The sequence below is a fragment of the Cupriavidus sp. CP313 genome, assembly GCF_054072015.1.
Genome location: NZ_JBSVZB010000004.1, coordinates 352,402 through 373,137, shown reverse-complemented (window position 1 = coordinate 373,137; position 20,736 = coordinate 352,402). Strand labels below are relative to the sequence as shown.

The window sequence follows — 20,736 nt, the reverse complement described above, 5'->3', positions numbered from 1 at the left end:
GCATGCTGCAGGTCAATGCACTGAACCAGTTCTACGGCGGCAGCCATATCCTGCGCAATGTCAGCTTCGACGTGCCCGCCGGCAAGCTGACCACGCTGCTGGGCCGCAATGGCGTGGGCAAGAGCACGCTGCTCAAGTGTCTGATGGGCGTGGTGCCCACGCGCAGCGGCAGCATCCAATGGGAAGGGCAGGCGCTGGAGAAGAAGGCGCCGTATGAGCGCGTGTCTGCCGGGCTGGCCTATGTGCCGCAGGGCCGGGAGATCTTCCCGCGGCTGACGGTGGAAGAAAACCTGCTGATCGGCGCCGCCAGCCGGGCGCGGCCGTCCGGCGTGCCGGACCGGATCTACCAGTTGTTCCCGGTGCTGCGCACCATGCGGCTGCGCCGCGGCGGCGACCTGTCCGGCGGCCAGCAGCAGCAACTGGCGATCGGACGCGCGCTGATGAGCGAGCCAGGCCTGCTGATCCTGGACGAGCCCACCGAGGGCATCCAGCCTTCCATCATCCAGGACATCGGCCGGGCGCTGCGGCTGCTGGTCGATGAGTTCGGCATGACGGTGCTGCTGGTCGAGCAGTACTACGAGTTCGCGCGGCATATTGCCGACCACTACGTAGTGATGAGCCGCGGCGAAGTGGTGGCGCGGGGTGCCGGCGCCAGCATGGAGCAGGACGGCGTGCGGGAGCTGATCGCCGTGTAGGGCGGCTGCGCGGCAGCGCCGGGATTTGTGAGTCGCGCGCCGCTTCCGCCAAGGCGGGCAGCGCGCTATGATTGCTTGCAACTCCCGCCATTGCGCGCGCCCCCACCGCCGGCTGTCCTTGCCATGCGCCATCCCGATTTTCCTTCCGCCCTCGCCGTGCCCGCCGCGTGGCAGGCCACCCTGCGGCTGCGCTTTGCGCAGCGCGGCGAACGCACCGCGCTGACCGAGCGGCGCCACCACGGGCCGCTGCTGGTGCAGAAGCCGCTGTACCCGGAAGGCGGCATCTGCCACGCGGTGATCCTGCATCCGCCCGCGGGCGTGGCAGGCGGCGACAGCCTGGACATCGACGTGACGGTGGAGGCTGGCGCGCACGCCGTGCTGGCGACGCCGGGCGCCACCAAGTGGTACAAGTCGCTCGGCCGCGAGGCGGCGCAGCATGTGCGCCTGACGGTGGGCGCAGGCGCGCGGCTGGACTGGCTGCCGCAGGAGAACATCGTTTTCGACGATGCGCACGCACGTATCTCGACGGTGCTCGACGTGGCGCCGGGCGGCAGCGCGATCGGCTGGGATGCGGTGGTGCTGGGCCGGCAGGCATCGGGCGAGCAATGGGCCAGCGGCGCGCTGTGGCTGGATACCCGCATCGGCATTGGCGAACGCGCGCTGTGGATCGAGCAGTCTCATCTTGAAGCCGCGTCGCCGCTGCGCACCGCAGTGGCCGGGCTCGATGGACTCAATGTGCTGGGCACGCTGTGGGCGGTAGGCGAGGGCGCCACGCAGGAACTGGCCGAAGCGCTGGCCGAACAGCTGCCCTATGGGCCGGAGCTGCGTGCCGGCGTGACCTGCCTGGCCGCCAACGGCCAGTCGATGCTGCTGCTGCGCGTGCTGGGCCGGCAGATGGAAGCCGTGCGCCACGTCATGGTCGACAGCTGGCAGGCGCTGCGCATGCCGATCCACGGCGTTGTGGCACGGCCGCTGCGGCTGTGGGCCACTTAGGCCGCCAACAGACAACCGAACACAAGAACCAGGAAACAAGACATGGAACTGACGCCGCGAGAGAAGGACAAGCTGCTGATCTTCACCGCCGCGCTGCTGGCCGAGCGGCGCAAGGCACGCGGGCTGAAGCTGAACTATCCGGAAGCGGTCGCGCTGATCACCGCCGCCATCATGGAAGGGGCGCGAGACGGCCGCACCGTGGCCGAGCTGATGCATGAGGGCACCACCGTGCTGAGCCGCGAGGACGTGATGGATGGCGTGGCCGAGATGATCCCCGAGATCCAGGTGGAGGCCACCTTTCCGGACGGCACCAAGCTGGTGACCGTCCACCATCCCATTGTCTGAACATGACCGATCCCCGATTTTGACCACGATAACAAGACCAACCCGAGAGCCGACATGAACCGTACCGCCTGCCTGCGCCTTGCCCTGGGCACTTTCCTGACCGTTGCCGCCGGCGCCGCCCTGGCACATCCCGGCCACGATGCCGCCACCGTCAGCGCCAGCCTGTGGGCCGGCCTGGCGCACCCCCTCACCGGCGCCGACCATTTGCTGGCGATGGCGGCGGTGGGCGTGTGGAGCGCATTGATCGCCCGCTCGGCTGCCGATACGCTGCGCCTGCCGCTGGCCTTCGTGGCGCTGATGCTGGTGGGGGCTGCAATCGGCCTGTCCGGTGTGGCGCTGCCCGCAGTCGAACCGATGATCGCGGCCTCATTGCTGGTGATCGGGCTGCTGCTGGCGCTGCGCGCGAAGCTGCCGGCGTGGGCCGGTACGCTGCTGGTCGGCGGCTTTGCCGTGTTCCACGGCTATGCCCACGGGGCCGAACTGCCCGCCACTGCGGGCGCGCTGCCTGCGGTACTCGCATACGTAGGCGGGTTTGCAGTCGCTACCATGGCGCTGCACCTGCTGGGCATCGGCGCCGGCACGTTGCTGCGCCGCCATGCCGGCTGGCTGGCCCGCGCGGCAGGTGCCGGCGTGGCGCTGTACGGCGCCAGCCTGCTGGTGGCCTGAGGAGAATGGCCATGATCCCCGGTGAACTGATGCCCGCCGACGGCGAGATCGAACTGAATGCCGGCCGCGCCACGGTCAGCGTGACGGTGGCCAATACCGGCGACCGGCCGATCCAGGTCGGCTCGCACTTCCATTTCTACGAGACCAATGCGGCGCTGGCCTTTGACCGCGAAACCGCACGCGGCTTCCGGCTGAATATTGCCGCCGGCACCGCGGTGCGCTTCGAGCCCGGCCAGACGCGCACCGTGGAACTGGTGGCGCTGGATGGCGACCGCATCGTCTACGGCTTCAACGGCAAGATCATGGGAGCGCTGTGATGGTAAAGATCTCCAGGCAGGCCTATGCCGAGATGTTCGGCCCGACCACCGGCGACCGCCTGCGGCTGGCCGATACCGGGCTCATTATCGAAGTCGAGAAAGACTTCACCATCTATGGCGAGGAAGTGAAGTTCGGCGGCGGCAAGGTGATCCGCGACGGCATGGGGCAGAGCCAGCGCATGGCCAAGGATTGCGTCGACACCGTCATCACCAATGCGCTGATCGTTGACCACTGGGGCATCGTCAAGGCCGATATCGGCCTGAAGGGCGGGCGCATCGCGGCGATCGGCAAGGCCGGCAACCCGGATATCCAGCCGGGCGTGACCATCGTGGTCGGGCCGGGCACCGAGGTGATCGCGGGCGAGGGCATGATCGTCACCGCCGGCGGCATCGACAGCCATATCCACTTTATCTGCCCGCAGCAGATTGAAGAAGCGCTGATGAGCGGCGTCACCACCATGATCGGCGGCGGCACCGGGCCGGCCACCGGCACCTTTGCCACCACCGTGACGCCGGGGCCGTGGTTTATGGAACGCATGCTGCAGGCGGCCGATGCCTATCCGATGAATATCGGCCTGCTGGGCAAGGGCAACGCCAGCCAGCAGGGACCGCTCCTGGAGCAGGTGGAAGCGGGCGCCATCGGCCTGAAGCTGCACGAGGACTGGGGCACCACGCCGGCGGCGATCGATACCTGCCTGTCGGTGGCGGACGCGACCGACACCCAGGTGGCGATCCATACCGACACGCTCAACGAAGCCGGCTTTGTCGAAGCCACCATTGCCGCCTTCAAGGGCCGCACCATCCATACGTACCACACCGAAGGCGCCGGCGGCGGCCATGCGCCCGACATCATCAAGGTGTGCGGCGAGGCCAACGTGCTGCCGTCGTCGACCAACCCGACGCGCCCGTACACGGTCAATACGCTGGACGAGCATCTCGACATGCTGATGGTGTGCCATCACCTGGACCCGTCGATTGCCGAGGACATTGCCTTTGCCGAAAGCCGCATCCGCCGCGAGACCATCGCCGCCGAAGACATCCTGCACGACCTGGGCGCGTTCTCGATGATCTCCAGCGACTCGCAGGCCATGGGGCGCGTCGGCGAGGTCATCATCCGCACCTGGCAGACCGCGCACAAGATGGCGCTGCAGCGCGGCAAGCTGCCGGGCGATCCCAACGATGCGCGCGGCGGGCACGACAACTTCCGCGTCAGGCGCTATGTCGCCAAGTACACCATCAACCCTGCGCTGACGCACGGCATCGCCCATGAAGTGGGCTCGGTTGAAGTCGGCAAGTGGGCCGACCTGGTGTTGTGGCGTCCGGCGTTCTTCGGCGTCAAGCCCAGCCTGATCCTGAAGGGCGGCATGATTGCCGCGGCCGCGATGGGCGATCCCAATGCGTCGATCCCGACGCCGCAGCCGGTGCACTATCGCCCGATGTTTGCTTCGGCTGGCGGTGCGCTGCACCGCTCGTCGCTGACTTTTGTGTCGCAGGCGGCGCTGGCGGCCGGCATCGGCGAGCGCTACGGGCTGGCCAAGACGCTGTCGGCGGTGCGCGGCACGCGCACGGTAAGCAAGCGCGACATGGTGCACAATGACTGGCAGCCGCATGTCACGGTCGATCCGGAGACCTACCAGGTCGTTGCCGACGGCCAGTTGCTGACCTGCGAGCCCGCCACCGAGCTGCCCATGGCGCAGCGCTATTTCCTGTTCTGACTGGCCGGGGCCCGCGCCCCGCATCGTCCATGCTGAAGATCGACAAACTCCTGAGCGCCCCGCACGGCATCGCACCCGTGCTGGTGCGCCGCGCGCCCAAGCTGGTCCTGCCCTTTGCCGAACGCAGCAAGAGCCGCCTGCGCGCGGTGCTCGACAACGGCGACGAAGCCGCGCTGTTCCTGCCGCGCGGCACCGTGCTGCGCGGCGGCGACTTGCTGGTGGCCGAAGACGGCAGCTTCGTGGAAGTGCAGGCCGCTACCGAGGCGGTGCTGGAAGTGCGCGCGGAAGACCCGCATGCGCTGATGCGTGCGGCCTATCACCTCGGCAACCGCCATACGCCGGTGGAGATCGGGCGCGACTACCTGCGGCTGGAATACGACCCGGTGCTGGCCGACATGCTGCAGCGCCTGGGCGTGCGCGCCGAACGTGCCGAGCTGCCGTTCGAGCCGGAGGCGGGGGCCTATGGCGGCGGGCACAAGCATGGGCACGATGCGACGTTTGCGGAGGACTATGCGGCGGCGCAGGCGGTGTTTCATGAGCATCATGGGCACGACCACGGGCATTCGCACGGACATGGTCATTCCCACGATCACGGTGATCCGCACCATGTCCACGACGAGCATTGCGGACACAAGCATTGATTGCGTGCCATGACCGGCCTGCCCCAACTGATCTCGCTGCTCCATCTGGCATCGCCATCCTTGCCGATCGGCGGCTTCAGCTATTCGCAAGGCCTGGAAGCTGCGATCGATTGTGGCAGCGTGCACGATGCGCCGAGCGCCGAACGATGGATCCGCGACAACCTGCTGCACGTGCAGGCGCAATGCGAAGCGCCGCTGTGGCTGCTGCTGTATCGCTACTGGAAAGCGGGCGATGCCGCGCAGGTGCGGGCATGGAACAACTGGTTCCACGCCACGCGCGAGACTTCCGAGTTGCGGCTTGAGACCGAGCAGATGGGCTGGTCGCTGTCCAGGCTGATTGCGCAGATGGAGTGGGGCGCGCCCGTGCTGCGCGATACGCTGGCGGCGCTGTCGCCGGTCTGCCTGCCGACGGCGTTCACTGCGGCATGCGTGGCGCTTCAGGTCGAGGCGCGCGACGGCCTCGCCGCCTATTGCTTCAACTGGGCCGAGAACCAGGTCGCCGCGGCGATCAAGGCGGTGCCGCTGGGCCAGGTGGCGGGGCAGCACATGCTGCGGCGCCTGCACGGCGCGGTGCTCGACACGGTCGATGAAGCCGCGCGCCGCGCCGAAGCCACGCCGCCGCAACTCTCCACCTTTTCCCCGATGCTGGGCCTGCTTTCCGCGCGCCACGAAACGCAGTACTCCCGGCTGTTCCGATCCTGAACCCATACCGCACCATGACCCAGGCCCGTACCAAGAAGAACCCTCCGCTGCGCGTCGGCGTCGGCGGCCCGGTTGGCTCCGGCAAGACCACGCTGCTGGAAATGCTGTGCAAGGCGATGCGCGACCGCTACGACCTGGTTGCCATCACCAACGACATCTACACCAAGGAAGACCAGCGCCTCTTGACGATCTCTGGCGCGCTGCCGGCAGAACGCATCATGGGCGTGGAAACGGGCGGCTGTCCGCACACCGCGATCCGCGAAGACGCGTCGATCAACCTGGAGGCGGTGGATCGCATGCTGGCCCGCTTCCCGGATGCTGACGTGGTCTTCATCGAGTCCGGCGGCGACAACCTCGCCGCCACCTTCAGCCCAGAACTTTCTGATTTGACGATCTACGTTATCGACGTAGCCGGCGGTGAGAAGATTCCGAGAAAGGGTGGGCCGGGCATCACCAAGTCCGACTTGCTGGTGATCAACAAGACGGACCTGGCGCCATACGTCGGGGCATCGCTGGAAGTGATGGAGAGCGATGCGCGCAAGATGCGCGGCGCCCGGCCGTTCGTGATGGGCAGCGTCAAGTCCGGGCAGGGCCTGGACGAGGTGATTCGCTTTATCGAACGGCAGGGCATGCTGGGCGTCTAGTCTTTGTTGTCGCCAACAGCATCGGACGCGGCGTTGGTGGCGTGAGCCAGCGACGGGCGGAAGCTGCCCTTGCCCGCCAGCGCCCGCGCCACCGCGGCCACCAGGTTCAGCTCGGGCTCGGTCAGCTCCGCCATATGGCGCACGGTGGCCTCGATCGCCGCGCGCTGGCGGTTGCCGAAGGGCGCGCGGGATTGCTCCACCTGCAGCTGGCTGGCGTCATGGCGGCTGAAGTCGAGCACTCCGGGGTCGGCACGGCGAGCGTCTCGGCCAGCCTGCAGATGTTGGCGAGCGCCAGGTTGCGCTTGCCGCTTTCGATGCCGCTCAGGTATGAGCGCGACAGTCCGCTTTCAAGCGACAGGGTCTCCTGGGACCAGCCCCGCTGCTTGCGTAGCCAGGCGAGATGCAATCCGAATAGTCTGAGATTTCGAGAAGTCATGGGGTCGTGAAAGGTTCGGAGTGGTCTGAGGCTAAGGGTTTGACCTTGAGGCCACGACAACTTATCCTCCTCCTCACTATCGGTGTCCGATCCGCAAATTGAGGGGTGCGCCAGGCAAAATGGCGCGACACGATGGCATCAACCGGACGGCCTGCATGGCCGAGCCAAACGGGCCACTGCGCAATGCTGCGCGCAACGCTGTCATGCGTGCGCCGCGTGCGCGGACGGCCGCCTTGCGGCCTGTCGCCCTGCAGGGGGATTGCCATGCAGATCTTCACGCTGTTCGAGGCGCGGATGCGCGCCCTCCATGCCGACCGCCACGCGCCGTCGGACTTCATTCCCGGGTTCCAGTCACGCTTGCTTGCCGCTGCTGCCGGCCTCGGCAGCACCTGCGACTACGTCTTTCTCTGCGCCGGCGAGACCCAGGCTGAATTTGCCGCGGACCGCCATGAATGGTGGGGCTGCCTGCGCGGGGGCCTGCGGCTGTGGTCGCCCGGGCGCGGCTGCCTGCTGATGGGCGGTGGCGAGCTGTTTGCGCCGGCCCCAGGCGTGCCGATGCAGGTGCAGGCGATGGTCGACACCATCCTGGTGCGCACGGTGCCGCAAGGGCCGGCCGATGCGTCGCGGCCGGTGGTGCTTCCTGCGGGCGGGTGGCACTGCGCGCTGGGCGGCATCGCCGCGGTCGGGGCCAATGGCGCCGAGGGGATGGCGGGCATGCACGTATTGCCGGCTGAGGTGGTGCGGGCAGAGGGCCCGCAGCCGGAGCAGGGGATGCGGCCGGAGTTCATCCAGCTCGACCAGTCGGGGGACGACTGGGCGCAGCGGCTGCAGGCGCGCGGGCTGCGCTGGGCGCTGTGCTACCACGGCGCCATCGGCCTGCACTGGCATGGCGCGCTGGTGCGGGCCGGTGGGGACATGGCCTTCCTGCAGCCCGGCACGCTCTACGCGCCGGACCCGCACGAGTCATGCCGGCTCGACGTGCTGTTGCCGGGCACCGGCCTGCTGTGCTGCTTCGGACCGGGCGATGACGCGGACCTTGGCGTTGCGGCCCGCGGCGGCCGGCGTGCGGACGGGTATGCCGTTGCGTGCCACGCGCTGGCGCCGGCCTGATGCCAGGCGGGTCAGCCGGGGCCAGGGCCCCGGCTGCTTCAGTCCCATGCTCAGTGCCGCTGGTATTGCGTGGCGCCGAACAGGACCTCGCGTGCCTTGTCGTCCTGCAGCGCCTTGCGCGCGCTGGCCAGCACTTCCACGCCGCGCTTGACCGCGGGGCGCTCGGCGATCTCGTTGAACCAGCGCTTCAGGTTCGGGTAGTCGTCCAGATCCACGCCCTGGTTCTGCCAGCTGCGCAGCCACGGGAAGGTGGCAATGTCGGCGATGGTGTACTGCTCGCCGGCCAGGTAGGCGTGCTTTGACAGCTGCGTGTCGATCACGCCGTACAGGCGCTTGGCCTCGTTGGTGTAGCGGTTGACCGCGTACTCGATCTTCTCGGGCGCGTACATGCGGAAGTGGTGCGCCTGGCCCAGCATCGGGCCCACGCCGCCCATCTGGAACATCAGCCACTGCAGCGCCTCGTACTTGCCGCGCACGTCCTCGGGCAGGAACTTGCCGGTCTTGCCGGCCAGGTAGAGCAGGATGGCGCCCGATTCGAACAGCGAGATCGGCTTGCCGTCCGGGCCGTCGGAGTCGACGATGGCGGGGATCTTGTTGTTGGGGCTGATCTTGAGGAAGCCTTCGCCGAACTGGTCGCCGGCGCCGATGTTGATCGGATGGACCTTGTACTCCAGGCCGCATTCTTCCAGCATGATGTGGACTTTGTGGCCGTTGGGCGTGGCCCAGGTGTAGACGTCGATCATCGCAAAAGATCTCCTGGCTGCGATCGTTGGGGATGGCCACATCAACCACTGACGTGGCGAACCGGGCGATTTAAGCACAGAAGAAAAAAACGCGCAGACTGGCTGCGCGTTTTCCATACTGCCGACAGGGCCGAAGCTCCCGCGGCGTTGCCAGGCGGTCAGAACCCGCGCGCCACCGGCATCCTGATGTCGTCCGGATTCAGGTTCATGTGCTTGGCCAGCTCCAGCTTGGCAATGGCGTTGCGGTGCACCTCGTCCGGACCGTCGGCCAGGCGCAGCGTGCGCTGGTGCGCCCACCAGTTGGCCAGCGGGAAGTCGCTGGAGACGCCGGCGGCGCCATGGACCTGGATGGCCCAGTCGATCACCTTCAGCGCCACGTTCGGGGCGATCACCTTGATCATGGCGATCTCGGCCTTGGCCACCTTGTTGCCCACGGTGTCCATCATGTACGCGGCCTTGAGCGTCAAGAGGCGCGCCATCTCGATCTCGCAGCGGGCTTCGGCGATGCGTTCCTGCGTCACGCCCTGGCTGGACACCGGCTTGCCGAAGGCCACGCGCGACAGCGCGCGCTTGCACATCAGTTCCAGCGCGCGCTCGGCCACGCCGATGCTGCGCATGCAGTGGTGGATGCGGCCCGGGCCCAGGCGGCCCTGCGCGATCTCGAAGCCGCGGCCTTCGCCCAGCAGGATGTTCGAAGCCGGCACGCGCACGTTCTTCAGCTCGATCTCCATATGGCCGTGCGGCGCGTCGTCGTAGCCGAACACCGGCAGGAAGCGCTTGATGGTGATGCCCGGGGTATCGGCCGGCACCACCACCATCGACTGCTGCTCATGGCGGCCGGCGTCGGGGTTGGTCTTGCCCATCACGATGTAGACCTTGCAGCGCGGGTCGCCCGCGCCCGACGACCACCACTTGGTGCCGTTGATCACGTAGTGGTCGCCATCGCGCTCGATGCTGCATTCGATATTGGTCGCGTCCGACGAGGCCACGGCCGGCTCGGTCATCAGGAAGGCCGAGCGGATCTCGCCGGCCAGCAGCGGCTCGAGCCACTTGTCCTTCAGTTCCTCGGAGGCATAGCGCTCCAGCGTCTCCATGTTGCCGGTGTCGGGGGCCGCGCAGTTGAAGACCTCGGCCGACCAGGGCACCCGGCCCATGATCTCGCACAGCGTGGCGTATTCCAGGTTCGACAGGCCCTGCGGGGCGCGCGGCGAGCGCGGCAGGAACAGGTTCCACAGGCCGGCCGCGCGTGCCAGCGGCTTCAGTTCCTCGATCACCTTGGTCGGCACCCAGGCGTTGCCGGCGCGGCGGTTGGCGTCGATCTCTTCGGCGAAACGCTTTTCGTTCGGGTAGATGTGCTGGTCGAAGAAGGCCAGCAGCTTGGCCTGCATTTCCTTGACCTTCGGGCTGTATTCGAAATCCATGTGGTCTCCTCGCTACGGAATCAGTGGACGCCGGGGTGGGCGGCGGCGCCTCGTTGGCCTCGGCAGGCCTCGGCATCAGTGCGGCATGGGCCGATGGAATGCACTCTATCTGAAAGCTAGTAATTAGAAAAATGAATTTTCTGGATTTGACAGTATCAATTCCCTGCATTCCGTGCCAGAATCCCCGGCATGCAGCTCGCCCGCATCGACCTCAATCTCTTCGTCGTGTTCGACGCCATCTACAGTGAAGGCAGCATCACCGCGGCCGCGCGCCAGCTCAACCTGACGCAGCCCGCGGTCAGCCATGCGCTGGGCCGGCTGCGCACGCTGTTCGACGACCCGCTGTTCGAGCGGCGCGGGCAGGGCATGGCGCCCACGCCGCTGGCGCGTTCGCTGGCCGCCGAGGTGCGCAGCGCGCTGCAATCGTTCGCGCGCACGCTGCAGGATACGCCGCACTTCGATCCCACCAATACCGTGCGGCGTTTCACCATCGGCATGCGCGACGCGCTGGAATCCACGCTGCTGCCGCCGCTGATGGCGCGCGTCACGGCGATGGCGCCGCAGGTGGAGATCGCCGCGATCCGCTTCGACCGCCGCGAGATGGAATCCGAACTGCTGGCCGGCACGCTGGACGCCGCGCTGGACATCCTGCTGCCGGTCTCGCCCGCCATCCACCATGCGCCGTTCATGGCCGATCCGATGGTGGTGCTGGCGCGGCGCGACCATCCGCTGGTGAAAAAGGAGCTGACGCTTGAGCGCTACCTGGCGGCCGAGCATGTGCATGTCTCGTCGCGCCGCCGCGGCGCCGGGCTGGAAGACCAGGCCCTGCACCGCATGGGCCTGACGCGGCGCGTGCGCCTGCGTTGCCAGCACTACGCGGCCGCGTGCCGCGTGGTCAGCTGCACCGACCTGCTGGCCACGCTGCCGCTGCGCTATGCGCGCATCGCCAATGAGCCCTATGCCAACCGCCTGCTGTCGCTGCCGTTCAAGGTGCCGTCGCTGGAACTGCACCTGTACTGGCATGCGGGCGGCGAAAACGACGGCGCCAACCGCTGGCTGCGCGAGCAGCTGATGGCGGTGATGGCCTCGCTCGGCACCGGCATGGCCGACCTGGCCGCGGCAAACTAAGTGCGCCTGCGCCCGCATTGCGGGCACCGCAAGCGCCCCGTGCGGCGCCCCGGTGCGGCGCGCGCGGGTCACACGTAAGGAATTGTTCATGGGCTAGACCCTGCTGGTCCGCGCCCATACCATCATCCGGTCTTTCTGCCCCCGGCGCCGCCGCCGCGAGCCCGTGTCCACACGGTGCTGGCGATGGTTGCCGCGCCGGCTGTCCGCGCCTGCGGATCCCCCGGGGCAGGTTCCTTCCTCCGATGACCACGACGATTCAGAACGATGACCGGGAAACGCTTGCTTGCTGATCACCAACCCATGCTGCCGCGACGCACGCGGCGCGCCACGCTCACCCTGACCACCCTTTGCGCCGCTGCGGCGCTGGCACTGTCCGCATGTGGCGGCGGTGGTGGCGATGGCGGCGACGGCGGTACTTCGTCGGGCGCATCGCAAGCGAACGGGCAGGCCAGCGCGCCGTCCGGCGGGCAGTCCGGCTCTAGCCCCAGCACGCCTTCCACCGCAGGTGCCTGCTATACCGTCAGCGGCACGGCGCCGGCACCCGCGGCGGGCGGCGCAGTCTCGCTGCTGCCGGCGCGCGGCAGTGCGGTCAGCAATTACCGCGTGCTGGAAGAGCCGCGCACCGCCGGCCTGTGCTACGCCAACTATCGGCGCGAGCAGGTGGGCCTGCCGCCGCTGGCGGCACGCGATCCGCTCAATACCGTGGCGCAGAACCACACTGCCTACATGCTGGCCAACGCCACGCTGACCCACGACGAGACCAGCGGCAAGCCGGGCTATACCGGCGCCACGCCCAACGAGCGCGTCCAGGCCGCCTATCCGACCAATGCCACGGCTGAAGTCGTGGCCGGTGCCAACCGCTGGACCTCGGTTGCCAATGCGCAGCTGTCGATGTCGCCCAAGGACGCGCTGGTGTCGGACCTGGTCAACGCGCCGTTCCACCGCGCCGCGCTGCTGGGCAGCTACGGCTCGGCCGGCAGCGGCTTTGCCGAAAGCGTTGGCCCCAACGGCAGCGGCACCTCGGCCAGCTACTACCAGACCATCGACCTGGCCGATGCATCGAAGGGCGGCAGCGACAACCAGATGGTGGCCTACCCGTTCAACGGCCAGGCCGACGTGCCGGCCAGCTGGGTCAACTCGGAAAATCCCAACCCCGCGCCGGGCTACGAGGGCAAGACCGTGGGCTATCCGGTATCGCTGCAGGCCATCAACACCTCGCTGCAGTTCGATGCCGACAACTTCGTCATCACCGACGCGCAAGGCAACAATGTCAGCTGCCTCAAGGTCGACAGCCGTTCGTCGGGCCTGAGCAGCGCGGCACGCGGCCTGGCGATCTGCACGCCGGTGGCGCCGCTGGCCAGCCAGCAGCGCTACACCGTGCGCGTCACCGGCCGGCTGGGTTCGCAGCCCGTGGACCTGAGCTGGTCGTTCACCACGCGCTGACCAGCACTCACCAGCACACCGGCGCGCTCATTGCGGCGCGCCGTGCCGCAGCTCGATGCGCACCTGGCCCGGGGCCAGCGTGCGGTCGGCCTGCACGGCAAATGGCACCGGCGGGCGTTGCGCCGCCGGCATCGACTGCCAGAGCCGTCCTGCCCATTCCCTGATTGCCTCACTGTCCGGTTCGGCCGCCAGCAGCGTGACCGATGCCGCCGCCGGCATGCGCGCAGCCGTGGCGGCGGGGTCGTCCTGGATCGACACGACCATGCTTGATGCGGTGTGCGCCGCGGGGGCGCGTGCGGCCGCCATCGGTGGCGCGGCCTTGTGTGCAAAGTCTGCCCGCGGCGCGGCCGCCTGCGGTGCCGCGGGTGCCGGCATCGCCGGCCGCGGGACTGCCTCTGCCATGGCCGGATACGCGGGAGCGGCCGGTGCGGCGGCCACGGCCGGCGCCTGGGCGGACAAGCTTTCGGTCGCCTGCGGCGGTGGTTGCGTGGCGGTCTCGCGTGGCGCCGTGCCCCCGGCCGTTGCCGGCGCGCGGCTGCGCTGCCCGGTATGCGCCGGGGCAGGCCGCTCTTCCCGCCGCGGGGCCGGGGCAGCCTTCGGGGCTGGCGGCGGGTTTGCCGGCGCGGCCGTCCCGGACTCCGCCGCATCTTGCGGTGCGGGCGCTGCTGCCATCTCTGCGGCGGGTGCCGCGGCCGGGGCGGACACCTGTTCAGGCTCCGATGCCGGCAGCAGTGCGCCGTCATCGATCTGCCGCAGTACGATGCTGGTGGTTAGCCCGGCCACTGCCGCAACGCTGGCCACGAGTCCCAGCGAGCGCCACCACCGCCGCGCGCGCGCGGCGCGCGCTGCCATGGATTGCGCTGAGGTCCGTGTTGCCCGTGGTGGTGTTGCCGCCTGCGCCGCCTGCGCCGCCTGTGCCTGCAGCCACGCGCTGGCAGCGGCACCGACCGGGGCACCCAGAATATCCGCTGCGGGCTCGCCTGACGCGACGCGCGCAAGCAGCGCATCGCGTCGCGCGGCCTGCGCCGCCTGCAGGCGCGCGGCTTCTTCCAGCACCGCCGTGGCAAGCGTTGGCGGCGCGGCGAAGGGCAAGGCCGCCGCGCCGGCCCGCTGGCGATCCGCTTCCTGTTGTGCCGCACGTGCGGCCGCGTGCACCGACGCTGCCAGTGCATCGGACGGCGCGTAAGCGGGCAGCTCCCGCAGCAGTGCTGAAAGCCGGTCCTTGCCATCGATAAAGCGGTCGGCCGCGTTCACGACGGCGTCTCCTGCGAGCCCGGCACGGTGCCGGCCAGGTCTGCGCGCAGGCGCGCAAACGCATAGCGCAACCGGCTCTTCACCGTCTCGAACTTTTCGTCGAGCATCTGCGCAATCTCTTCGACGCTCATGTCGCTGAAGAAGCGCAGCACCACCACCTCGCGCTGGGCGACGGGCAGCTGCAGCAGCGCGCGATGCACGTGGTGCGCGTGCTGGCGCAACTGCAGCTCCGCTTCCGGCGACAGGTCGTCGGCCGGCATCTCCGCTGGCTGGTCGTCCAGGGCTTCGCGCTGGCGCGCATCGGCGCTGCGCACCTGGTCGAGCCAGGTATTGCGCGCGATCTGGAACAGGAAGGTACGGAACGCCGCGCCCGGCTGGTAGTCGCCGCAGCGGGTCATCAGCTTGACCCAGGTCTTCTGCGCGATGTCTTCCGCTTCGCCGCGGTTGCCCTGGCACAGCCAGGCCACGTAGTTGTAGAGGCCGGCGTTATGGCGGCGGAAAAGCTCGGTGACGGGCTGCTCGATGATGCCGCCCGCCACCAGCAGCATCAGGTCATGGTCGGGCAGCGCGGACAGCGCGGCGCCGGGCGTGGCGGCTGTGGGCGCAGCGGAAGGGACGGGGTCGGGTGCCTGCATGCGCCCGAGTATAGGAGAGCGCAAGGCGGGGCGACAGTCTGCCGCGCCGCCTTGCGCCGACTCGCGGCCCGGGCTGGTGTCAGCGTGCCGCACGCTCGGCCGGCCCGCCGCCGGTGGCGCCGGCCGGACTGGCCGTGGCCAGGCTCTGTGCCAGGTCCACCAGCTTGAGGAACTCGCCCCGATAGCCAAAGCGGTCGGTGCCGCGGGCGCCCTGGGCCAGCGCGCGGGCGTCGGCGTAGCGCCAGTCGCCGGTGAACTTGCCGCCGCGCAGCACCTGGCCGAAACCGGCCACCGCCGCGGCAAAGCGGAAGTCGTCATCGCCTTGCGCCAGCGGGCGGATGGCCTGCCGGGCGACAGTGATGTCCAGCAACTGGCTGGTGCTGGCGGCGGGCAGCTTGTAGCGCAGCTTGACGTGCGCCAGCTCGCCGTCGCGCCCCGGCGCGGGTGCGGCCGGCTGGTAGCGCAGCGGATCGACCAGTCCGGCCTGGCCGGCCAGCGTCAGCTCATACAGCGCCGTCACGGTGTGGCCCGCGCCGATATCGCCGGCATCGACCTTGTCGTTGTTGAAGTCCTCGCGCGCCAGCATGCGGTTCTCGTAGCCGATCAGCCGGTATTCCTTCACCGTGGCCGGATTGAATTCCACCTGGATCTTCACGTCGCGCGCGATGGTGGCCAGCGTCGAGCTGATCTCGCTGACCAGCACCTTGTTGCCTTCCATCAGGTTGTCGATATACGAATAGGCACCGTCGCCGGCATCGGCCAGCTGCTCCATCAGCTGCTCGTTGTAGTTGCCGGTGCCGAAGCCAAGCGTGGACAGCGATACGCCGGACTTGCGCTTCTCTTCCACCATGCTCTTGAGCTGCCGGAAGTCGGTCACGCCCACGTTGAAGTCGCCATCGGTGGCCAGCAGCACGCGGTTGATGCCACCGGCGATAAAGCTCTGCTGCGCGGCCTGGTAGGCCAGCGCGATGCCACTGGCGCCGGCGGTGCTGCCCCCGGCCACCAGCTGGTCGATGGCGGCGCTGATGGCGGTCTTGTCGCTGCCCGGCGTGGGCGGCAGCGCCACGCGCGTGCCGCTGGCATAGGTGACCAGCGTGATGCGGTCTTGCGGGCGCAGCTTGTTCACCAGCAGCTTGAGCGAGGACTTCAGCAGCGGCAGTTTGTCCGGCGAGTTCATCGATCCCGACACATCCACCAGGAACACCAGGTTGGCAGGCGGCAGCGCGCCGCTGGCCATGTCCTTGCCCTTGATGCCGATGCGCAGCAGCACATTGGCCGGGTGCCAGGGCGCGGGCGCCAGCGCGGCATGCACGGCGAACGGGCGGCCGTCGGCGGGCTGGGCATAGTCATAAGGGAAGTAGTTCAGCAACTCTTCCACGCGCACCGCATCGGCCGGCGGTACGCGCCCGGCATTGAGCATGCGCCGCATATTGCTGTAGCTGCCGGTATCCACATCGATGCTGAAGGTGGATACCGGCGCCTGCGCCACCAGCCTGACGCCGTTTTCCTCGATGGCGCCGTAGCGTTCGCGCTCGGCTGGCGCCGGCGGCGGCAGGTGGTAGGGGTGTGGCATGGCCAGCGTGGCGCGCGGGGCGATGGCGTGCATTTCCATGGCGGGCGCTGCCTGGCCAGCCTTGGCGGCGTGGTCGTAAGCGGGCGCCGGCGCCGGGGCAACTGCCGGTGGCACCGGCTCGGATGTCTGCTGGGGAAGGGACGGCGAATGGCCGCCGCAGGCCGTCAGTGCCAGCGCCAGGGCGGCGGCAATGCTGGCAAGAAGGGCCGGTGCGTGAAGTTGCATGTTGTTCTCCTGGGAGGCCGAGGGCGGAGCGCCGGCATGACGGCCTGTGGATGAAACGGGCCAGGCGTGCGGGCGGGGTTAAAGGGACCGGGCTGGCCGGCCCCGATGTGGAGACAGTCCGACTTTCGCGTTTCCCGGATGCCTCGATCGCCACTACAATCGCCTGATCCTTCCCCCAGGAGATATCGCATGGCTCACCCTGACTTCTCTTCGATGGCGTGGCGCGGCGCGCTGGCCCTTGCCCTGACGGCGCTGCTCGGTGCCTGTGGTACCCAGGGCGGAGGGACCGCCACGCCGGCCGCGCCCGCAGCACCGGCCGCGCCGTCGGCCACGACACCGCCTGCCGCGATGCCGCCGGCCCCGGAAGTTGCCTCCGGGTATCGCCCGGGCATGTCCACGGTCTACGCGCAGCGCCACATGGCTGCCGCGGCCAACCCGCTGGCCAGCGAGGCCGGGCGCAACATCCTGCGCCAGGGCGGCTCGGCCATCGATGCCGCCATCGCCATGCAGGCCGTGCTGACACTGGTCGAGCCACAGGCCAGCGGCATTGGCGGTGGCGCCTTCATCATGTACTTTGACGGCAAGCGTGTGCAGGCAATCGATGGCCGCGAGACGGCCCCGGCCGGCGCTACCGAAAACCTGTTCCTGCGCTCCGACGGCAAGCCGATGGAATTCAGCGAGGCGCAGATCGGCGGGCGTTCGGTCGGCACGCCGGGCGTCATGCGCGCGCTTGAACTGGCGCATCGGCAGCATGGCCGCCTGCCGTGGGCCAGACTGTTCCAGCCGGCCATCGACCTGGCGGAGAAGGGTTTCCCGATTTCGCAGCGGCTGTACACGCAAGTGGCCGCGGACAAGTTCCTGGCCAGCTCGCCGGAGATGGCCGCCTATTTCCTCGACGCACAGGGCAAGCCCAAGCCGGCCGGCACGGTACTCAAGAATCCGAAGTTCGCGCAGACGCTGCGCGATATCGCCCGTCGCGGCGCTGGCGTGCTGTACAGCGGACCGATCGCGCAGGACATTGTCGCCAAAGTGAACGGCAGTGCCAATGCAGGCTCGCTGTCGCTGGCGGACCTGCGCAACTACAAGGCTAAAGAGCGCGAGCCAGTCTGCACCGACTACAGGCGCTGGAAGGTCTGCGGCATGCCGCCGCCGTCGTCGGGTGGGATCGCCATCGCGCAGATCCTCGGCGCGCTGCAGTCGCTCGAGACGAAGAATCCCAGGTACGCACTGGCAGCGCTCAAGCCGCAAGGCGTGAGCACGCCCGCGGCAATGGAAGCAAATCCTGACGCGGTGCATGCGATCTCCGAAGCCGGCCGCCTGGCCTTTGCCGATCGCGGCTTGTACGTGGCCGATACGGATTTCGTGCCGGTCAACGTGGCTGGCCTGCTCAATCCGGAGTATCTGGCTACGCGCGCAGCGCTGATCGGTGACAAGAGTATGGGCAAGGCCCAGCCGGGCGTCCCGCCGGGTACCACGGTGGCGTTTGCGCCCGACCGGTCGCCGCCGCGCATTTCCACGTCGCAGATTGTTGCGGTGGATGACCGCGGCGGCGCCGTCTCGATGACGACATCCGTGGAAGCCTATTTCGGTTCCCATCTGATGGTGCGCGGCTTCATGCTGAACAACCAGCTGACCGACTTCTCCTTCGTGCCGAGCGAGAACGGCAAGCCAGTTGCCAACCGCGTGCAGCCGGGCAAGCGCCCGCGCTCGTCGATGGCGCCGACGCTGGTGTTCGACCGCGAGAGCGGCCAGCTGGTCGCCACGGTCGGTTCGCCGGGCGGCTCGCAGATCATCGAGTATGTGTCCAAGACACTGGTCGGCATGCTGGACTGGAACATGGACGTGCAGGCCGCCATCGGCATGGGCAACTTCGGCAGCCGCAACGGCCCGACCGAGGTGGAGAAGGGGCTGGTGTCGCCGGGCCTGGTGCAGGCACTGCAGCAACGCGGCCACCAGGTGGCCGAGATCGAGATGACCAGCGGCACGCAGGCCATCATGCGCAAGCAGGGGCCTGACGGCAAGGTGGTGTGGGCGGGTGGTGCGGACCCGCGGCGGGAAGGGGTGGCGCTGGGGGATTGAGCGCCGCGCGACGCAGATGAAAAACGGGCGCCTCGGCGCCCGTTTTCTTGCCGCAGCCGTTGCCGCGTCAGCCCTTCGCCTTCTGCGCGTACTGCCACCCCATCTCCGCCATCGGCCGCGCGCGCTTGCCCGCGTCCAGCGCCTGCGCCGACGACGCGGTGCCGTCCACCACGCGCTTCATGATCCCCTGCAGGATGCCGGCGATGCGGAACATGCTGAAGGCCAGGTAGAAGTTCCAGTCGCCGGTGATCGGGCGGCCGGTGCGCTGCTCGTACAGGCGGCGGTAGCTGGCTTCGTCCGGGATGCCCAGCGCGGCGAAGTCCAGGCCTGCAATGCCGCGGAACTGGCCCGGGGCGATATGCCAGCTCATGCAGTGGTAGCTGAAGTCGGCCATCGGGTGGCCCAGCGTGGACAATTCCCAGTCCAGCACCGCCAGCACGCGCGGCTCGGTCGGGTGGAACATCAGGTTGTCCAGCCGGTAGTCGCCATGCACGATCGAGGTCAGGTCGGCGTCTTCCTGCGGGATATGCTGCGGCAGCCAGTCCATCAGCGCGTCCATCGACGGGATCGATTCGGTCTCGGACAGCTTGTACTGCTTGGTCCAGCGCTCGATCTGGCGCTGGAAGTAATTGCCGGGCTTGCCGTAGTCGCCCAGGCCGATGGCGTTGTAGTCGACCGTGTGCAGCGCGGTGATGACGCGGTTCATCTCGTCGTAGATGGCGCTGCGCTCGGCGGTGCTCATGCCCGGCAGCGACTGGTCCCACAGCACGCGGCCGGCGACGAATTCCATGATGTAGAAGGCGCGGCCGATCACGGATTCGTCCTCGCACAGCGCGTACATGCGCGCCACCGGCACGTCGCTGCCGGCCAGCGCCGCCATCACGCGGTACTCGCGCTCGATCGCGTGCGCCGACGGCAGCAGCTTGCTCTTGGGGCCGGGCTTGGCGCGCATCACGTAGGTCTGGCCCGGCGTGACCAGCTTGAAGGTCGGGTTCGACTGGCCGCCCTTGAACTGCTCCACGGTCAGCGGGCCGGCAAAGCCCTCCACGTGCTGGCGCATCCAGGCTTCCAGCGCGTCGGTGTCGAAGCGCTGCTGGTCCGCCACCGGGCGCGTGCCCTCGAAGTGCGATACGTTGCTCGTCATGCTGTCTCCGTTGGTTTTCTGTTCGGTATCGGTTGGGATTCGATCAAGTCCGCGGCGCACTCAGCCCTGCGGCTGGCGTCCGCGCAAATACTGGTGCAGCAGCACTTCCATGGTGGTGTGGCGCGTGCCGCTGTGCACGGGCGTGGGCGGCGAGTAGTTGGTCATGCGCACCACCCAGTCGAGCGGGTCGTCGCCCATGTCGAGCACATTGATGCAGCCCGCGGTCTGCAGCAGCGAGCCGAAGAACACGCGCCGCCCGCAGGTGATGGCCTGCGACAGGATGGCGCGGTTGGTGCCGCCGTGCAGCACCATCAGCGCGGTGTCCCAGTCGGGATCGGCGCGCAGGCGCTCCAGCGCGGGCAGCACGCGGTCGAGGAACTGGCCGATGGTCTCGCCGTTGAGGAAGCGCTTGGCTTCCGGGACTTCGCCTTCGAAGGCGCCGACGAAGGCGTCGCGCAGGTCCTGGTCGGCGATCGCGGACAGGTCGCCGCCGCGGATCTCCTGCAGCGCGGGCCAGACTTCCGGCACCACGTCGTCCATCCCGGGCAGTTCGGCCAGCACACGCTCAGCCGTCTCGACGGTGCGCGGCAGGCCGCTGACGATGACGCGGTCGAAGCGGATCTGTTCGGCGGCAAAGGCGCGGCCGGCGGCGGTGGCCTGCATGCGGCCGGTCTCGTTCAGGGGCACCATCTCGGGCAGGGCGGGGCGCCCGGCTTCATCGAAGTACGAAACGGCACCATGGCGCATCAGGTAGATGCGGCGACGCGAGGACGGCGGCAATTCCATGCGTTGTCTCCTAGCATTGTGCCGGCATGCCCGTCTGTCGC

Annotated in this window: 20 protein-coding genes and 1 pseudogene; 13 read left to right on the top strand and 8 right to left on the bottom strand. The window is 68.6% G+C overall.

Features of this window, described 5'->3' with window-relative positions; genetic code table 11:
• Positions 1-2: 2 nt before the first annotated feature.
• From urtE to ureG, 9 genes are all read left to right on the top strand, one after another.
• On the top strand, positions 3-695 hold the full coding sequence (gene urtE, locus ACW4E8_RS08265) for an urea ABC transporter ATP-binding subunit UrtE (RefSeq protein WP_013956039.1): 693 nt from the start codon (positions 3-5) through the stop codon (positions 693-695).
• A 123-nt stretch (positions 696-818) separates the two neighbouring features.
• On the top strand, positions 819-1,688 hold the full coding sequence (locus ACW4E8_RS08260; RefSeq protein WP_456804049.1) for an urease accessory protein UreD: 870 nt from the start codon (positions 819-821) through the stop codon (positions 1,686-1,688).
• Between the two features lie 42 nt (positions 1,689-1,730).
• Positions 1,731-2,033 carry an urease subunit gamma gene (locus tag ACW4E8_RS08255; protein WP_013956041.1) on the top strand — a complete coding sequence of 101 codons (303 nt, stop codon included), beginning with the start codon at positions 1,731-1,733 and terminating at the stop codon, positions 2,031-2,033.
• A 54-nt stretch (positions 2,034-2,087) separates the two neighbouring features.
• A complete protein-coding gene (locus ACW4E8_RS08250; protein ID WP_456804048.1) occupies positions 2,088-2,699 on the top strand; it encodes a HupE/UreJ family protein in 612 nt (203 codons plus the stop codon).
• An 11-nt stretch (positions 2,700-2,710) separates the two neighbouring features.
• Positions 2,711-3,016, top strand: a complete 306-nt coding sequence (locus ACW4E8_RS08245) for an urease subunit beta (RefSeq protein ID WP_011614866.1) — start codon at positions 2,711-2,713, stop codon at positions 3,014-3,016.
• On the top strand, positions 3,013-4,731 hold the full coding sequence (ureC, locus tag ACW4E8_RS08240; RefSeq protein WP_456804047.1) for an urease subunit alpha: 1,719 nt from the start codon (positions 3,013-3,015) through the stop codon (positions 4,729-4,731). The genes ACW4E8_RS08245 and ureC overlap by 4 nt, the downstream gene beginning before the upstream one ends.
• Before the next feature lie 29 nt (positions 4,732-4,760).
• On the top strand, positions 4,761-5,372 hold the full coding sequence (gene ureE / locus ACW4E8_RS08235) for an urease accessory protein UreE (protein ID WP_456804046.1): 612 nt from the start codon (positions 4,761-4,763) through the stop codon (positions 5,370-5,372).
• Positions 5,373-5,381: 9 nt separating this feature from the next.
• Positions 5,382-6,074: an urease accessory protein UreF gene (locus ACW4E8_RS08230; RefSeq protein WP_456804045.1), complete on the top strand. Its 693-nt coding sequence runs from the start codon at positions 5,382-5,384 to the stop codon at positions 6,072-6,074.
• 14 nt (positions 6,075-6,088) lie between these two features.
• Positions 6,089-6,718 (top strand): urease accessory protein UreG, encoded by a 630-nt coding sequence (ureG, locus tag ACW4E8_RS08225; RefSeq protein WP_013956047.1) that lies wholly within the window; start codon positions 6,089-6,091, stop codon positions 6,716-6,718.
• Here the strand turns inward: ureG and ACW4E8_RS08220 are convergent.
• A pseudogene (locus ACW4E8_RS08220) lies at positions 6,715-7,154 on the bottom strand (helix-turn-helix domain-containing protein). The gene ureG and the pseudogene ACW4E8_RS08220 overlap by 4 nt on opposite strands.
• Before the next feature lie 264 nt (positions 7,155-7,418).
• Here ACW4E8_RS08220 and ACW4E8_RS08215 point away from each other — a divergent pair.
• Positions 7,419-8,264, top strand: a complete 846-nt coding sequence (locus ACW4E8_RS08215) for a hypothetical protein (RefSeq protein ID WP_456804044.1) — start codon at positions 7,419-7,421, stop codon at positions 8,262-8,264.
• A gap of 50 nt (positions 8,265-8,314) precedes the next feature.
• Here the strand turns inward: ACW4E8_RS08215 and ACW4E8_RS08210 are convergent, their stop codons facing one another.
• Positions 8,315-9,007: a glutathione binding-like protein gene (locus ACW4E8_RS08210; protein WP_456804043.1), complete on the bottom strand. Its 693-nt coding sequence runs from the start codon at positions 9,005-9,007 to the stop codon at positions 8,315-8,317.
• 158 nt (positions 9,008-9,165) lie between these two features.
• Positions 9,166-10,428: an acyl-CoA dehydrogenase family protein gene (locus tag ACW4E8_RS08205; RefSeq protein WP_456804042.1), complete on the bottom strand. Its 1,263-nt coding sequence runs from the start codon at positions 10,426-10,428 to the stop codon at positions 9,166-9,168.
• 189 nt (positions 10,429-10,617) lie between these two features.
• Here ACW4E8_RS08205 and ACW4E8_RS08200 point away from each other — a divergent pair, with 189 nt between their 5' ends.
• Positions 10,618-11,556 carry a LysR family transcriptional regulator gene (locus ACW4E8_RS08200; RefSeq protein WP_456804041.1) on the top strand — a complete coding sequence of 313 codons (939 nt, stop codon included), beginning with the start codon at positions 10,618-10,620 and terminating at the stop codon, positions 11,554-11,556.
• A gap of 300 nt (positions 11,557-11,856) precedes the next feature.
• A complete protein-coding gene (locus ACW4E8_RS08195) occupies positions 11,857-12,999 on the top strand; it encodes a CAP domain-containing protein (protein ID WP_456804040.1) in 1,143 nt (380 codons plus the stop codon).
• 27 nt (positions 13,000-13,026) lie between these two features.
• On the opposite strand, the gene ACW4E8_RS08190 is transcribed toward ACW4E8_RS08195, so the two are convergent.
• The 3 genes from ACW4E8_RS08190 to ACW4E8_RS08180 form a co-directional block, all read right to left on the bottom strand.
• Positions 13,027-14,253, bottom strand: coding sequence for a hypothetical protein (locus ACW4E8_RS08190; protein ID WP_456804039.1), 1,227 nt, complete (start codon positions 14,251-14,253; stop codon positions 13,027-13,029).
• Positions 14,250-14,888, bottom strand: a complete 639-nt coding sequence (locus ACW4E8_RS08185) for an RNA polymerase sigma factor (protein ID WP_456804038.1) — start codon at positions 14,886-14,888, stop codon at positions 14,250-14,252. Before ACW4E8_RS08185 ends, ACW4E8_RS08190 begins: the two co-directional genes overlap by 4 nt.
• A 79-nt stretch (positions 14,889-14,967) precedes the next feature.
• The gene (locus ACW4E8_RS08180) at positions 14,968-16,686 is read right to left on the bottom strand and encodes a vWA domain-containing protein (protein ID WP_456804037.1); all 1,719 of its coding nucleotides are present in this window, start codon (positions 16,684-16,686) and stop codon (positions 14,968-14,970) included.
• Between the two features lie 189 nt (positions 16,687-16,875).
• On the opposite strand from ACW4E8_RS08180, the gene ggt reads away from it, so the two are divergent.
• Entirely contained in the window at positions 16,876-18,765 is a 1,890-nt protein-coding gene (gene ggt / locus ACW4E8_RS08175; protein WP_456804036.1) for a gamma-glutamyltransferase, read from the top strand.
• Positions 18,766-18,832: 67 nt separating this feature from the next.
• Here ggt and ACW4E8_RS08170 read toward each other — a convergent pair whose 3' ends face one another.
• Together ACW4E8_RS08170 and ACW4E8_RS08165 are read right to left on the bottom strand one after the other, a co-directional pair.
• Entirely contained in the window at positions 18,833-19,909 is a 1,077-nt protein-coding gene (locus ACW4E8_RS08170) for a phosphotransferase (RefSeq protein ID WP_456804035.1), read from the bottom strand.
• 60 nt (positions 19,910-19,969) lie between these two features.
• Positions 19,970-20,695 carry a histidine phosphatase family protein gene (locus ACW4E8_RS08165; RefSeq protein ID WP_456804034.1) on the bottom strand — a complete coding sequence of 242 codons (726 nt, stop codon included), beginning with the start codon at positions 20,693-20,695 and terminating at the stop codon, positions 19,970-19,972.
• Positions 20,696-20,736: the final 41 nt, after the last annotated feature.

Bases quoted from the DNA above. Each gene is read 5' to 3' on its own strand.
- urtE (WP_013956039.1), top strand. From the start codon at position 3: ATGCTGCAGGTCAATGCACTGAACCAGTTCTACGGCGGCAGCCATATC.
- ACW4E8_RS08260 (WP_456804049.1), top strand. From the start codon at position 819: ATGCGCCATCCCGATTTTCCTTCCGCCCTCGCCGTGCCCGCCGCGTGG.
- ACW4E8_RS08255 (WP_013956041.1), top strand. From the start codon at position 1,731: ATGGAACTGACGCCGCGAGAGAAGGACAAGCTGCTGATCTTCACCGCC.
- ACW4E8_RS08250 (WP_456804048.1), top strand. From the start codon at position 2,088: ATGAACCGTACCGCCTGCCTGCGCCTTGCCCTGGGCACTTTCCTGACC.
- ACW4E8_RS08245 (WP_011614866.1), top strand. From the start codon at position 2,711: ATGATCCCCGGTGAACTGATGCCCGCCGACGGCGAGATCGAACTGAAT.
- ureE (WP_456804046.1), top strand. From the start codon at position 4,761: ATGCTGAAGATCGACAAACTCCTGAGCGCCCCGCACGGCATCGCACCC.
- ACW4E8_RS08230 (WP_456804045.1), top strand. From the start codon at position 5,382: ATGACCGGCCTGCCCCAACTGATCTCGCTGCTCCATCTGGCATCGCCA.
- ureG (WP_013956047.1), top strand. From the start codon at position 6,089: ATGACCCAGGCCCGTACCAAGAAGAACCCTCCGCTGCGCGTCGGCGTC.
- ACW4E8_RS08215 (WP_456804044.1), top strand. From the start codon at position 7,419: ATGCAGATCTTCACGCTGTTCGAGGCGCGGATGCGCGCCCTCCATGCC.
- ACW4E8_RS08210 (WP_456804043.1), bottom strand. From the start codon at position 9,007: ATGATCGACGTCTACACCTGGGCCACGCCCAACGGCCACAAAGTCCAC.
- ACW4E8_RS08205 (WP_456804042.1), bottom strand. From the start codon at position 10,428: ATGGATTTCGAATACAGCCCGAAGGTCAAGGAAATGCAGGCCAAGCTG.
- ACW4E8_RS08200 (WP_456804041.1), top strand. From the start codon at position 10,618: ATGCAGCTCGCCCGCATCGACCTCAATCTCTTCGTCGTGTTCGACGCC.
- ACW4E8_RS08195 (WP_456804040.1), top strand. From the start codon at position 11,857: ATGCTGCCGCGACGCACGCGGCGCGCCACGCTCACCCTGACCACCCTT.
- ACW4E8_RS08185 (WP_456804038.1), bottom strand. From the start codon at position 14,888: ATGCAGGCACCCGACCCCGTCCCTTCCGCTGCGCCCACAGCCGCCACG.
- ACW4E8_RS08180 (WP_456804037.1), bottom strand. From the start codon at position 16,686: ATGCAACTTCACGCACCGGCCCTTCTTGCCAGCATTGCCGCCGCCCTG.
- ggt (WP_456804036.1), top strand. From the start codon at position 16,876: ATGGCTCACCCTGACTTCTCTTCGATGGCGTGGCGCGGCGCGCTGGCC.
- ACW4E8_RS08170 (WP_456804035.1), bottom strand. From the start codon at position 19,909: ATGACGAGCAACGTATCGCACTTCGAGGGCACGCGCCCGGTGGCGGAC.
- ACW4E8_RS08165 (WP_456804034.1), bottom strand. From the start codon at position 20,695: ATGGAATTGCCGCCGTCCTCGCGTCGCCGCATCTACCTGATGCGCCAT.